The following is a 13851-nucleotide window of genomic DNA, read 5'->3' as shown; positions in this document are numbered from 1 at the left end:
ACGAAAGGACGGCGAACAGGGTGTTAACCGATCTGTTCCCGACGAGGTCCGCGGTAACGGCGCCGATGAGTCCGCCGCTGCCGACGTAGCCGATTCCGAACAGTACAACCACGACGAGGAGGGGGTCCCGCCGAAGGACTCACGACTAACGCCGCGGTCGATCCGCCGAGGAGGGGGCTGCTCGCGACGAACGTCCGTGGTCGCCCGAATCGGTCCGAAAACGGACCGACGCCGACCCGTGCGACGGTCGTGGAGACTTCGATCCCGGCGATCGACAGGACACCGATCGATCGACCGATCCCCAGTTCAGATGTGTGGCGGACGACGTGACCGGAAACGACGTGCATCGGTGCGAAGATCAGCGTCCACCCCACGAGCACCAACACGTGCGGGACGAAGGCGATGACAGCCAAGACGTCTCGATCGGCGATACCCCCGTCCTCGGCAGTCGGATGTTTGCCGAACTCGCGGCTCAGATTCGCGCCGACGTCGTCCGAGTCAGTCCCAAATAGGAGGACCGTGACGATCGAGAGCAGTGCGATGAGCCCGGCGAGGGCGACCACCGCCGTCCGCCACCCGAACGCCGAAAGCAGTCGATCAGTTCCCGGTGGATCACCACGAGGCCGATCCCCAGATCGGCAGACGCTACCCCTGTCGCGGGACCGCGACGCCTATCGAACCACTGTGGAAGCGTGGCGTAACTGACGTTGTAGAAGCCCGCCATCCCGAGCGCGGCGAGGATCGGCGACCACGCGAGGGGGGCTAATTTCTCGACACGCGAATGGCACTCCGGCGGGGATGATAGGCCTCGACCTTCCAGCCGACGATCCCTTCGGTGTCAGTGGGCGTTCACCGCTCTGCGAACCACTCGACGAACTTCCCGAGCGCCCTTCCCCGATGCGAGATGGCGTTTTTTTCCGCCGCCGTCATCTCCGCGAGCGTCGTTCCATCGTGTTCGAAGATCGGATCGTAGCCGAACCCTCCGTCACCACGCGGTTCGACGATCCGTCCGGGAACGGCACCGGTAAAGAGTTTCACCGGTAGATCGGTTCCGGCAACCGTGTCGTCCGTCGCTGCCGTGGATCGGGTCTCCGCGGAGAGGTCCTGTCCTCTCCGGTCGTCGAGATCGACTGGTTCGGGCGATGCCTCGAACGGCTCGCCGTCGCAGTAGGCGATTACACACCGAAACGTGGCCCGCGTCTCGTCCTCACGACGGGCGAGTCTTCCGACACGCTCGACGCCGAGTGTGTCCTCGACGTACGCCGAGTACGGCCCCGGAAAGCCGTCGAAGCCATCGAGAAACAGTCCCGCATCGTCGACGATGACCGGTTCGCCGACGTGTTCGAACGCCTCGCGCGCGCCGTGTGCTGCGACCGATTCCAGCGAGTCGGCCTGGATCTCCGTGTAGTCGTACTCGAACGCCGCGATCTCACCGCCAAGGTACTCCTCGGCCTCCCGAACCTTCCCCTCGTTCGTCGTCACGTATCGAAGCATGCGCTGCGCTTTGGCGTCGGTGCGAAAAGCACCATCGGTACGTCGCGGCGACCGCGTCACAAAAAGGGTTGGTAGGTACCGGGTTAGTTCCCGACGTCCATCGCGCGCTCGACGACCGCCTCGTCGTACAGTTCGGCGAGATCGTCGTGCTGATCGGGGCGATTCTCGTAGACGTCCTGGAACAGCGTGATCGGGGTCTGAAGCGCCTGGTAGGTCGCCTCGTCCCACATACGGTCGCGGCCGATGTCGACTCGAACGCCGTCGATCTCGACGGTTGCCGACTGGGTCATGGCGATCGCGCCCTTACCGGACTCCTTCGCGGCCTCGAACTCCTCCATGGAATCGACGATGTCGTCGAGGCTCGGCACGTAATCGAGCAGATCCAGCAGTTCCTCCCGCAGTTCCCCCTCGCTCAACTCGAGGTCGTCCGATCCGACCGAGAGCACGTAGCCGTCATCGGTCTCCTCGAGGGAGACGCGGTTACCGGCGTAGACTTCGACGCCATCCTCGCGTTCGAGTTCGACCTCGCGGCCGTCGGCGTCGAGGATCCAGTAGCCCTCCTGGGGCGGGAGCGGGGATTTGTTGGCTTCGACGACCTGCCCGGGCGTGAGCGACCAGATGCCGAGCATCCCTTTCGCCTGGTTTTCGGTCATCCGCTCGTGGTAGCCCTCGACGTCCCGGATATCGTCGTAGGGGCCGTCGACCGCGATGAGACCGTTCGCGCTCGCGCCGCGGGACGTGTTGTGTCGCAGTTCCGGCCACGCGGGGAGTCCGCCGGTCGGCGTGATCGCGGGCATGTCCTTCGTGTAGTCGACCTCGCCATCGACCAGGAGGAACATCCGCTGGAGGTTGTTCGTGGGCTTGCCCATCTCGTCGCGGAGCTTGCCCATCGCCAGTTCTGCGGCCCCGCTCTCGATGATGACCGACATCTTGAGACTTCCCTCTTCGAGGCCGTGCTCGTTCTCGATGATGGTGAAGAACTCGTCTGCTTTCTTCCAGTCGTCGATGTCGCCGACTTCCGGGATAACGAAACCGTCGATGTACTCGACCGCACCGTTGTCCGGATCGGTGATCTCGAGCATTCGTTGGAAGCCCTGATACCGCGTCGACGGGCTGTCGCGGTGCCAGACGACGCGCGGGTGGATCTCACCGGGATAGTCGGGGCCGTACTCCGAGACGACATCGATGATGTTCTGCGCGCCCTCGTCGCGCATGTTCGGCGCGGTGGCGTCCTCGTTGTCCGGAACCCAGACGTCGGGGGCTTCCATCCCGCTGAGCCCCGCGGCGCCTTCCAGCATTTTCGCCGAGTCGTCTTCGCCCTCGACGGCAGTGGGTGTGGTAAAGAACGTCCGAACGAACGTTCGCTCGTGTGTGCGCTTGTCGATTGCAGCCATGAGTCGTTCGTACCGACTGGCGGGGGTATATTAAAACTGGCCGAATCGATTGTTCGCGCGGGTTTCAGACCTCATAACGCCGTTCTGATGCGGCGACCAGTGCCCTATCCATCATATTCGATGTTGTAGGTCAAATAAACTGCGTTCGTAATTAAGAAACGGGATGAAAACGCGTTCGATCCGTCGTCGTATCAAGAGCGGTCTCCGTAGTCGACGCGTCCATCTCTGGAAAATCGTTCGGTGCATCCCTCCATCCCCGCCAGCCGATAGCCCCAGTTCATAGAGCTTATCGCAGGATGTCACAGTGTTCCCGAGAAGAATCGAGACACAGTGTCGAATGCGAGTGTCGAAACCTCCGGCTGGCTACGGTAATCCCTATCAGTCGTCGCCGGAAGTCAGCGGATCGCTCTCCTCTTCGGTGAAGCCCGCAGACTGTTCCATTCGAGCCTTCGCGTCGGCGTCGAATTCGGCCTCGATATCCTGGAACCGCGAGACGAACGAGAGTTCGTGGTGGCTCTCGGTCGGGTGGTCGAGATATCGTCCCTCCAGATCGAACTGAGCTCTTTCGTCGTTCTGGGCGATGTTGGCCATGTCCTCGTACACGGCGTGTGCGCCGGAGTGCAACGCGTACAGGGTGATGAAAATGTACTGGTAGCCGAGGTCGCCGAGCTCTTCGAACGTGAGCGCGTCCTTTTCTTCGGACCAGGCGAAGGAACTGGAGTAGTTGAACGCCAGATCGAGTTCGGGGTGGGTCTCGTGGATCGTCTCGGCGTAGTTGACCGCGTCCTCTCGGGAGGGGTCGGGCATCTCGGGCCAGACCAGATCGACGCCGGCGTCGGCGTAGATGCGGCCGCGCTCGAGGTGTTCCTCCCAGTCGCCGTTCGCGGAGCCGTAGGCGTCCGTCCGGGCGATGATGATCGTGTCCTCGGATTGCTTCGCGTCGACGGCCGCGGAGAATCGGGCCTCCGCCTCCTCGCGCGAAACGATCTGCTTGCCCGCTATGTGTCCACAGCGCTTTGGGGTCGTCTGGTCTTCGATGTGGACTGCGGCCACGCCGGCCTTCTCGTACTCACGGACGGCGCGACGGACGTTGTGAATGCCGCCGTAGCCGGTATCGCAGTCGGCGATGACCGGAAGGTTCGTCGCCTCGACGATTCTCTTTGCGTTCTCGACCATCTCGGTCATCGTGACCATCTCGAGATCCGGGAAGCCGAACTGGCCGAGCACCGTCGAGTAGCCCGACATGTAGGCGGCATCCAGTCCGGCCATCTCCGCCAGTCTGGCATCGAGGGCGTGGTAGAGACCGGGGGCGAAGGTGAAATTCTGCTCGTCGAACTTCCGTCGGAGCTCGCGAGCGGCGGGATTGTCGACGTCCCGTGTGATCGATTCGGTGTTTTGAACGCGACTCGCGACTTCGTCGGTTCCGTCGGTGTCCTTCGTCATTGGTGTGCGTCTGGGAAGAATCGCGACGGGTATAAATTCCTTATGAATTATAATGATAATATTAAATATACTGTTTTTATTCATTGGTGGTGGTAAATCAATATAATGGACTGTCATTATCTAGCACGAACGTTCGTGCACGATCCGTGGACACCGAGAAACAGCGGTACACCTATGCGAATAACGCTCAAAGCTAGGGTGGAACGATGACTACGGAGACGGAATCCAAACCAGACGAGATTTCGCGACTCGGGCGCGTGCTGTTCGGGCTCGGGCTCGCACTACAGGCGTCGGAGGACTTTCGGGACATGGACGACACCATCGAATACGCGGAATCGGCCGGTGTGCCAATGGCCGAGTACGCGGCCCCGTTCGCCTCGGGAATGATGGTCGTCGCGGGGACGGGGATCGCGCTGTGGCGGCTTCCGAAGATCGCGACGGGCGCGGCGGCGACGTTCTTGGCGGTCGTCACGCTGAGGATGCACGACTTCTGGAACGCCGACCCAGACGACCGCGACGGCGAACGACTGGCGTTCTTCGGAAACCTCGCGATGTTCGGCGCGGCGCTCGCGTTCCTTCGGAAGGCGTATCGCTGAGCCCCGCTTTCACCCGCGGTTCAAACGCTGCCGAACCTAATTACGCTCCGGCGGTTTCTGCTGCCCCGATTCCCCGAGGGGATCGGGGTTCGGAAACTCCGCGAGCTGCTCGGTTTCCTGATACAGCGCACACCAGTCCTGTGACCGAACACGCCCTTCGACGATCGCACACGCGCCCACGTCCCGCTTATCATCGGTTTCGCCCGGTTTAGCTGGAATAAAGTATCGGCAGTTCGCACAGAGCTGATACCCCTGTGGGTGACACTGGTAGGCGGCCTCCTCCCGTGAGCTTAGCTCGTCCGGGTCGCGGACGATCCCGTTGATGCTCTCCGCAGTCAAAAAAGCCTCCGGGACATCAGTGTCGTTCTCCTCGACGCACCAATCGTCGGCCCGACCCGGTTCCTCCTCTTCCTCGGGAGATCCACCAAATCCGAGACACCCCGCCGTGGCCCCGATCGAGGTACCGCCCATCAACTGGAGAAAACGCCGTCTCGGTGTGGTTGAGTCGGTACACGCGTTCTCCCCAACTTGACTAAAGCTTTCATCAACCATTTACGTAAGACCATTTGACACCCGGCCCCATAATCCTTGTCCGAAACCGAGACTGTTCCCGTACGGCTTACCCCAACTCAATCGAGGAGTCGTTGAAACAGGATTCGATCCTGCTGGGCGTAGACGTGATATGCCGACGCGATCATCAATCCACAAAAAGAGAGGCCGGCGATCGCTAGCGGATCGACCGTCGAAACGCCGGGAACGCCGATCCAGACCGCGATCACGGTCAGCAAGCCTAACAGTCCCCAACCGAAATAAAACTCGCCCCACGACAGGCCGTACTCCGGGACGACCTCCATGTACACCTCGACCTCCTCAACGCGGTTGAGCAATCGCACGCGCCCCCTGTCGGGGTCGTACTCGACGATATCCAACGTATCGAGTTTCGGAAGGTGCGTCTGATGAAGTGAGACGTAAACCGATTGCCGTTTGTTTTTTCGGGGCGGATCGTCCCCGGACTCACGTGTGGCGACGATATCCGCGAGATCACTCACGGCTTCGGTTCCCTCTCCCTCTCGAAGCGTCTCGATAACCAGACGACGACGATCGTTACGAAGGACGTCGTGGATCATCGCCTCGTCGAGATCGCTAGCGTCCGGTTTTCCCCCCACAGTCCGTGACACACTTCTCGTTGCGGCGGAGGGGTATTGAAATTATGGAATCCCCGGGTCCGCTCAGAGCCACTCGTCGGGTTTCGTATCGTAATCGACGTCAGTCGCGGCGATATCGTCGATTTCAGCGTCCGAGAGCGGCTCCTCGTCGAAGGATTCGCCATCGAATCGGATTAGCATACCCTGCTCAGTCGGCTCCGGCTCCCGGTTGCGTCGTCTGGCCACGTCGACGTCGTGTTCGTCGAAATCCTTTCTGATAGTCTTCAGCGCGACCGGTCGACCCCACAACTCGAAGACACGCTCCAACGTCTGCTTGGCCTCTTTGAGATCGAGTTGGATCCCGTTGTAGTGGTGTGCTAGAAGCAACTCGTTTCGGTTCTTGAAGTTGCTGTCGTGGATCGTGATCGTCGGTTTGCCGAAGTTCGTAAACTGCAACATGAGCTTCTTTTTTACGTCCTCGGCGGCCGTCGACGTGACTCTGAAATCCTCAGTCGTGTGCGTGTACTCGTAGGTGAAGTAGTCGTTCTCCTCGACGAACTCGTCGGTGAGGAACTCGTCAAGGAACGTCACGTCGTTGTGGCTCTCTCGGATCTCGAACATCCGGCTCCAGCCGGCCGCCCGATCGACCGATTCGGCCGCCGCTTCGATCGAACGGTACCGTTCGGTATCGAACAGATATCGGGCGGTCCGTTCGAGTTCGGCCTGCGTGACTCGCTTGAGGAACCCACGGTTCGCCCGCTTCGTGAGCGAGTAGTGACGCTCGGCCATCCCCTCGTAGGTGAGCAGTTGCCACGGTCGACGCTCGAAGATCGCTTGATCCCCGTTTCGGGCGCGTTCGAGCGCGTCAGCGTCGACTCGCGGATCGTCCGAATCGAGCGCGTCGAGATGGCCGACCGGATCGACGACGATCGAATCCGGCTCCAGATGCTCCAACACGAGATCGAGGTCGACCGTGTCGGCGAAGTTCCGCCAACTCACCCCCTCGACGCGGAGTAGGTGTTCGATAACCTCCCGACGGTTGCGGCGGTTCTCGACGTACTGCCAGAGTTCGAAGCCCAGCTTGTAGGGATTCAACCCGGGCGACCCGAGCACCTGCGCCATGTGATCCGCGTAGGATACGAACTCGTCGTCGTCGGCGAAGTTCTCGTCGGCCATCATCCGGGATTCGTGATAGGCGGCCCAGCCCTCGTTCATCACTTTCGTCATCTTCTGGGGTGCGAAGTAATACGCCTCCGTTCGCAGCAGCTCCAGCACCTCCCGTTGCCACTCATCGAATTCGACCGCTTTCTTCGAATCCTCGTCGTAAGCCATTCCGTTGGCCGCGAGGAAGGCGAGCAGATCCCGTTCGGGCTCAGCGGGCAACCGTACACCGTCGCGGTCGTCGGCCATCGAATCGAGCCACGCCTCGTCGAACACCTCGCGACGGACCTCCTCGGAGAGATCGAGATCGCTCAGTCGCTCGTCGAGATCCGCCGTCATCGACGACGGGTCGTCCCAGTCGAGTTCCGTCGAGAACGGGCGGTGTTGGTCGATGTTGTCCTCCAAGCAGAGGACGTGATCGATCCACTCCTCGACGGCTTCCCGCGAAACGTCGGGATCGTCCATGTACTCGGCGATGACGTCGGCGTGACGCTCCAGCATGGCGGCGGCGTTGGGCGACTCGCCGAACATCCGGAACCACTCGTTGTTCTTGAAGAAATCCGCGTGCGCCTCCACGTGTGTGATAACGGCCTTCTGATCCGCCAGCGAGTTCGACTCCTGTAAGAACGCGTTCGAGGGCTCGTCGTTGTTGACGATTTCGAAGGCCTTGCCGCCGAGGAACTGCCGCTGTTTGCGCTGGCGGTCGTAGTTCATCCCCCACCGCCAGTGCGGATATCGCCGTTGAAAGCCGCCGTAAGCGATGAGTTCGTTCATCTCGTCGTAATCGATGATCCAGTAGTTCACCTCGAAGGGTTCGAGGCCGAGTCTGCGGGCGAGCTCGTTCGCCTCGCGCACCGGCTCTTCGAGCCCCCTCGCGATACGCTGTTTGTGGAATCGGTCGTCCGTGCTCATGAGTTGTCCTCCGTGCTGAGTATCGTGTATATCGCGTCGACGACGTCCTCGGGGCCTTGAACGTAGGCCACGGCGACGTTGGAATCGTCCGCGAAGTGGCTCTCGACCTCCTTTGCGTGCGTCGCGTTGATCGCGTTGCCCGACGGTTGCGTCTCGACGTAGGCGTGGAGATTCGCCGGGATGGATTCCATCAACGGGACCACCCGTCCCTCGGTGTCGTTCGAGGAGTTCTCCGAATCGCCCGCAGCGAAGACATAGCGGTTCCACTCGCTCCACGGGTACGCTTCATCGAGAATTTCCGCGGCGAGTTCGTATGCGCTCGAGATCCGCGTGCCGCCGCCGGACCGGATACCGAAGAACTCCTCGCGCTCGACCTCCCAGGCGTCGGCGTCGTGGGCGATGTAGACGAACTCGGCGTTGTCGTACTTGCCGGTCAGATACCAATCCAACGGCGTGAACGTCCGTTCGACGAGTTCGCGTTTCGACTCCCGCATCGACCCCGACACGTCGCGGATGTTGATTACGACCACGTTTCGCTCGCGTTCCTCGACGATCTCGGGGAATCGGTATCGTTCGTCCTCACGCCTGAAGGGAATTTCGTCGATCCCGTCGCGACGGATTCGGGTGGCGGTGGACTCGCGTTCGACGTTCGCTTCCATCTCCTCAATCGACGACCACCGAGAGCGCTCCGACTTGGGGATGGAATCGTAGGCGTCATCGATCCACGCCCGCGAGACCGGGATTCGTTCGCCGCGTGCCCACTCGAAGACCGTCGCTGGGCCCCACCCGCCCACGCGGAGCGCTTCCTCGACGTACGCTTCATCGAAGTCCATCACCAGCGTTCGCTTGAGGCCCTCCTTGAACAGGCGCTCGAAATCGAGGGTACTCGCCGGTCCGGTCCGGGTGATATCGGTGTAATCGCCCTCCTTCTCCTCTATCACTTTCTTGCCCTTCGGCTCGAGATCGAGGCCGAGCTCCTCGTCGAGTTCCCGTGCGAACTCCTCGGGATCCATCTCGTAGTACTCGTGCTCTCCGCCCTCCTCGCCCGGTTCGCCATCCTCGTCACCGTCAGCGTCACCGTCGCCGTCACCGGATTGCGGCTCGCCCACGGGATCACCTACGTCAGGGGTCCCGCCCTGTCCCTGGCCGACGCCGCCCATGTCGCGCGGATCGTAGACGAACGCCGGTAGATCGACGATCTTGATCGGGATCTTGATTTCGTCGGATCGGGAGCTCCCGAGGTCGCCGTACTGGATGAACTCGGCGAGGTCCTGTCGCTTCGCCTCGCCGACTTCGCGATACCGTTCGAGGTCGTCTTTAAGTCCCATGATCACACACCTTCAGTCCCATCTGTAACTCACCTGGCCCATGACGTGTCGACTCGTCAGCTCCGCGGAGGCGGCCGAGTACTCGAACATCTCCTGGAGATTCTTCAGCGTCCGAGTCTTGATCGACTCGGTCTCCGTCCCCGATGGTGGGTCGTCCCACTGACCGGGGTCGAAATCCTCGTAGGTTCGGCGAACGTCGTCCCAGTCGTGGCTCCCGAGGACGGTCCGTATGACCGGGATCTCGCGTGGGTCGACGTCCGAAACGCGGAAATCTTCGTCCCGATTTCGCCACGCGTGGCGGTTCAGCGCCGTGATGATCTTTTCGGCGCGGAATGCTTCGACGCCGTCCGTCGGATCGGAGCCGTCGTAGTCGTCCTCGTCGAATCGCCCGAGGTGTTTGATCTCGAATACCTTCATCTTCAACGGATCCGGATCGACGAACTCGCCGCGATCGTTCTCGATCGGTTCTCCCTCGACCCACGCGTACACGTGCTCGATGTACTCCTCGACGGTCGCCTCGTCGACGCGTTTGTCGCGCATGATCGCGTCGATGACGTCCGATTCCTGACAGCTGAATACGTGATTTTTCACCGGGACGAGCCGATTCTCGTACTCGGTCCGTTCGTTCGGCGAGAACACCGGTGCGTCGTCGAACCCATCGACCATCGCGTTTAGTACGTCACGCGGCATGATGACGTCCTCTACGGCAAGCGACGAGTGCCGACGCTCAGTCTCCTCGTGAAGGAGATCAGCAATGACATCGCGCGTGTACGTGACCGGGATTCCACCGATTCCGTCGGTGGGTTCGCCGAAGTCGAACTCATCGCGGTAGCGGCGCTCGTCGCCATCCAGCAGGTAGCCCCGATCGTATATTAACGCCTTGTCGACGAGGTCCAACCCAGGTGGAAGCGCATCGATATCCAGTCGGGACCCGACTGCGTACAGCGCCGCGGCTTCGATAGCGTGGGGTGCGATCTCGCGGGTACGAACGGTGCCGTCGACGCCGCGGACGGAGATGTCGACCGGTTCTTGGAGCATCGACTCGATTTCCTCGTACCTGTCGGCCTCCCAGATCGCCGTCTCGTTCGTGAGCTCGCGGCGGAGGAGTTCGGCCTCCAGTGAGAGATTCGTCAAGTAGGTGAACTCGTGCTTGTCGAGCCGCCGCTTCAGCGCTTTCAGCGGGTCCGACCCTTCCATCTCCGCGTGCTGATTCAGTTGGGCCTCGAGATCCGGGTTGGAGATGATGATCATCTGGGTGTCGAGATCCATCCCGATCCCCTTATCGAGCTTCACCGTTCCTTCGTCGGGCACGTTCAGAAGCTTCTGAAGCAAGTCAGCGTGTTGAGCGGCGTCCTCGATGATCGTGAGCAGCCCGTTTCCCTGCGAGAGAACGCCGTCGTAGCTGAACGCTTGGGGGTTTTTTCTGCCTCGCGAGTCGAGTTGTTGTAACATACCGGCCATCCAAGAGCCGACCAGCCGCTCCTTCGGCGATCCGTCGTCCTCGCTGTGGAGGACGCCGATTCCCTGACCGACGTCGACGACGAAGTTCTTTACGCGGAGATGTTTGCCGTCCGTGACGGCGGAGAAAAGCTCGTCCGCGTTTTTCCGACGATACTGCTCTTCGAGGTGGTCGTAAGCCTCCCGACTAAACGGATCGAGGTGGGTGTCGAGGTGGACCGGGATGTGGTCATCGAGGGCAGCGTTCAGTTCCGCGAGAAGCTCCTCGCGAACCGATTCCGGAAAGACGGACAACGGGTGCGCCTGAACGGGCGAGACGTACCAATCGTCCTCGTCGGGTGCGGAGACGTCACCGTAGGTCATCCCCGGCGACGCGTCCGTGCCGGCGATGTTCCACTCGACCGTGTACCGACGGCCGGCATCCGTCTTCGAGTACTCCCGGAGACCGTTTATCAGACAGCGTTTGAGCTCTGATTTCCCGGTCGCGGTCGGCCCGTCGAGCCACAGTATCTTCTCCTCTTTTCCGCGACGTGCGGCTATCGATCTGAGATCGTCGACGAAGGCGTTCAACACCTCCGTGTTGCCGAGGATGGCGTGTTCGCCGTCGTTGTGTGGATCGTCGAAGAATCGATAGCGCTCCTTCCGTTCGCCCTCTTCGACGACGGATCGAGTCCCGGCGGCTTCGATAGCCGCAAGGAGATACTTCGAGGCATGAGCGGCCGATCCGGGCCGTTCGAGGACCAGATCGACGTACGCCGAGAGCGACATCGGCGGCTCGTAGGTCTCTTCGAGCGCCTCGTCCGCGCGTCGGATGTAAGCCTCGCCACTCATTCGTCTTCCATCTCCGCTTTGGCGACTTCGGCGCCGGCGAACTCGAGCACCTCCTTCGCCCCGTCCGTGCTGTACCCTTGCTCTTCGAGCGCCTCGATCCACGCGTTTCGCTCGTCGTCGTCGAGGTCGCCACTGGAGACGAGCGCCGAGAAGTTGATATTGTGCTTTTTATCTTCCCAGAGTTTTCGTTCGAGGGCCCGGCGGAGTCGATCGTTATCCTGCGGTTCGAACGTCTCACCCTCGCGAGCGCGTCGGCTGACCCAGTTTGCGACTTCCTGTCGGAAGTCGTCCTTCCGATCGACCGGCACGTCGAGTTTCTCCTCGACGGCGCGCAGGAACGTCTCGTCGGGATCTTGATCGCGGCCCGTGATCGAATCCTCGACCGTGTCGTCGTCGATGTAGGCCATGACGTGGTCCATGTACTTTTCACCCTGTCGTCGTATCTCGTCGAGATCGTACGCCAGCGCGTGTCGCACGTCCTCGATCGCCCGGTCTTTGTACTCCTCGCGAACCGATTCGAGGTAGCGGTAGTAGTCTTCGAAGTTCTCCTCGGGGATGGAACCGTGATTTTCGAGATTCCCCTCGAGGTGGTTGAACGCGGTCAACGGCGAGAGGAACATCCGGCCGCGATGCATCGAATCCATGATCGCCTCGGCGATTTCGTCGCCGATGAAGCGCGGTGAAACGCCATCCATCCCCTCGCCGATATCGGCGGTTTCAGCGCCCTCGTCGCGGAGTTTCTTCACGTCGATGTCCTCGCCCTCGTCGATCTCGCCGTTGTACGCTTTCGCCTTCTGGACGACCGAGACGGTGCCGCCGTCGGGCTCTTCTATCCGAGTCAACACACCGAATAGTCCGGCCATCTCCAACGTGTGCGGTTCGACGTGAATATCCGGTACGTCCGCGTTGTTCAACATCTTCCGGTAGATCCTCGCCTCCTCCTCGTACTGCAGAACGTAGGGGAAGTCGATCCGTTTGGTTCGGTCGTTGAACGCCTCCATCTTCTCGTCGCCCTTCTTATCGCGGTATTCGGGCATGTTCGTCCGACCGACGATCACCTGGTCGATGTCGATCCGCGGGTTGTTCTTCGGTTTGATCGTCTGCTCTTGGGTGGCGTGGAGGAAATCGTAGAGGAACTCCCGTTGGAGCTTCAGTAGCTCCTCGCCGGAGAATATCCCGCGGTTGGCGTTACAGAACGCCCCCGAGTAGTCGAACGCCCGCGGATCGGACTCGCCGTAGACGGCGATCTTCGAGTAGTTGACGTCGCCGGTCAGTTCGGTCTCGTCTTGGTTCTTTTTGTCCTTCGGCTCGAACGTCTCGATGGCCTGCCGCTTGTTTTCGTCGGCCAGCAGCCGGACGACCTCGACGTGGTTCTCGAGGACGGTCTGCAGGTTATCGTCGTAGTGTTCGAGCAGCGCGTCCATGTAGAACTCGCTCGCCGGATCGAGCGACTGCTCGTTGCGGATCGTGTAGGGCGCATCGAGCATCTCGTTCAGATCGTCGATGACCCGCTGACGCCCCTCGAGAGGAAGAAGGACGATCGGATCCTGATTCATCGGCGAGCGCACGACGTCGTCAGCCGGATCCTGGTCGGAAAGTACGTCACAGAGGCCCGTCCAGCGGAACGTGTACATCCGGCCCGCGTCGCTCGCAGTGTAATCCTCGAAGTAGCGTCTGACCTGCCGGTCGAAATCGGACTTCCCGGAACCGACGGGACCGAGCAGCAGCTTGATCCGTTTTTCCGGGCCGAGTCCGCGGGCGCCGGATTTTACTTTGTTGGTGAACTCGTGGATCGCCTCGTGGATCACGCGGCCGTAGAAGGTGTTTTGACCATCGCCGAGCGTATCCGTGGAGGCGATCTCGTACTCGACGATCCCCGCGTCTTCGTCGTAGGAGGTCCCGTAGTGGTCGAACATATCCGCCAACCGTTGGTGGGCATTGCGGGCGACCTTCGGGTCCTCGTACAGCTCTTCGAGATACCATCCGAACGAATGCGTTCGACGGAGGTCCGACGGGATTGTGCTTCTGTACTCCTTGCTGAGTTCCTCGAGGGTTTCCATATCGCTCATTCTATCACGGAGACGCACAA

At 61.1% G+C, this 13851-nt stretch carries 11 protein-coding genes; 1 reads left to right on the top strand and 10 read right to left on the bottom strand.

Annotated elements, in window-relative coordinates:
• Window positions 1-23: 23 nt before the first annotated feature.
• The 4 genes from R6U53_RS08415 to aceA all read right to left on the bottom strand — a co-directional run bounded on the left by R6U53_RS08415 (window position 24) and on the right by aceA (window position 4331).
• On the bottom strand, window positions 24-593 hold the full coding sequence (locus tag R6U53_RS08415; protein WP_410321943.1) for an MFS transporter: 570 nt from the start codon (window positions 591-593) through the stop codon (window positions 24-26).
• A gap of 256 nt (window positions 594-849) precedes the next feature.
• Complete coding sequence (locus R6U53_RS08410; RefSeq protein WP_410321911.1) at window positions 850-1494, bottom strand: non-canonical purine NTP pyrophosphatase; 645 nt, start codon at window positions 1492-1494, stop codon at window positions 850-852.
• An 83-nt stretch (window positions 1495-1577) separates the two neighbouring features.
• Window positions 1578-2888 carry a malate synthase AceB gene (aceB, locus tag R6U53_RS08405; RefSeq protein ID WP_410321910.1) on the bottom strand — a complete coding sequence of 437 codons (1311 nt, stop codon included), beginning with the start codon at window positions 2886-2888 and terminating at the stop codon, window positions 1578-1580.
• A gap of 378 nt (window positions 2889-3266) precedes the next feature.
• Window positions 3267-4331 (bottom strand): isocitrate lyase, encoded by a 1065-nt coding sequence (gene aceA / locus R6U53_RS08400; RefSeq protein WP_410321909.1) that lies wholly within the window; start codon window positions 4329-4331, stop codon window positions 3267-3269.
• A gap of 206 nt (window positions 4332-4537) precedes the next feature.
• Between aceA and R6U53_RS08395 the strand changes: the two genes are divergently transcribed.
• Complete coding sequence (locus R6U53_RS08395; protein WP_410321908.1) at window positions 4538-4927, top strand: DoxX family protein; 390 nt, start codon at window positions 4538-4540, stop codon at window positions 4925-4927.
• A gap of 36 nt (window positions 4928-4963) precedes the next feature.
• On the opposite strand, the gene R6U53_RS08390 is transcribed toward R6U53_RS08395, so the two are convergent.
• The 6 genes from R6U53_RS08390 to R6U53_RS08365 form a co-directional block, all read right to left on the bottom strand.
• A complete protein-coding gene (locus R6U53_RS08390) occupies window positions 4964-5479 on the bottom strand; it encodes a High potential iron-sulfur protein (RefSeq protein WP_410321907.1) in 516 nt (171 codons plus the stop codon).
• Between the two features lie 77 nt (window positions 5480-5556).
• Window positions 5557-6105 carry a hypothetical protein gene (locus R6U53_RS08385; protein WP_410321906.1) on the bottom strand — a complete coding sequence of 183 codons (549 nt, stop codon included), beginning with the start codon at window positions 6103-6105 and terminating at the stop codon, window positions 5557-5559.
• Between the two features lie 51 nt (window positions 6106-6156).
• Window positions 6157-8145 (bottom strand): SpoVR family protein, encoded by a 1989-nt coding sequence (locus R6U53_RS08380; RefSeq protein WP_410321905.1) that lies wholly within the window; start codon window positions 8143-8145, stop codon window positions 6157-6159.
• Window positions 8142-9473, bottom strand: coding sequence for a YeaH/YhbH family protein (locus tag R6U53_RS08375; protein ID WP_410321904.1), 1332 nt, complete (start codon window positions 9471-9473; stop codon window positions 8142-8144). The genes R6U53_RS08380 and R6U53_RS08375 overlap by 4 nt, the downstream gene beginning before the upstream one ends.
• Window positions 9474-9485: 12 nt before the next feature.
• Complete coding sequence (locus tag R6U53_RS08370) at window positions 9486-11762, bottom strand: PrkA family serine protein kinase (protein WP_410321903.1); 2277 nt, start codon at window positions 11760-11762, stop codon at window positions 9486-9488.
• Window positions 11759-13831, bottom strand: a complete 2073-nt coding sequence (locus tag R6U53_RS08365) for a PrkA family serine protein kinase (RefSeq protein ID WP_410321902.1) — start codon at window positions 13829-13831, stop codon at window positions 11759-11761. The genes R6U53_RS08370 and R6U53_RS08365 overlap by 4 nt, the downstream gene beginning before the upstream one ends.
• Window positions 13832-13851 lie beyond the last annotated feature (20 nt).

This window comes from Natronomonas sp. (assembly GCF_046483325.1).
GTDB lineage: Archaea > Halobacteriota > Halobacteria > Halobacteriales > Haloarculaceae > Natronomonas.
The sequence above is the reverse complement of the archived record's forward strand: the minus strand, read 5'-3'. Positions and strand labels throughout refer to the sequence as shown.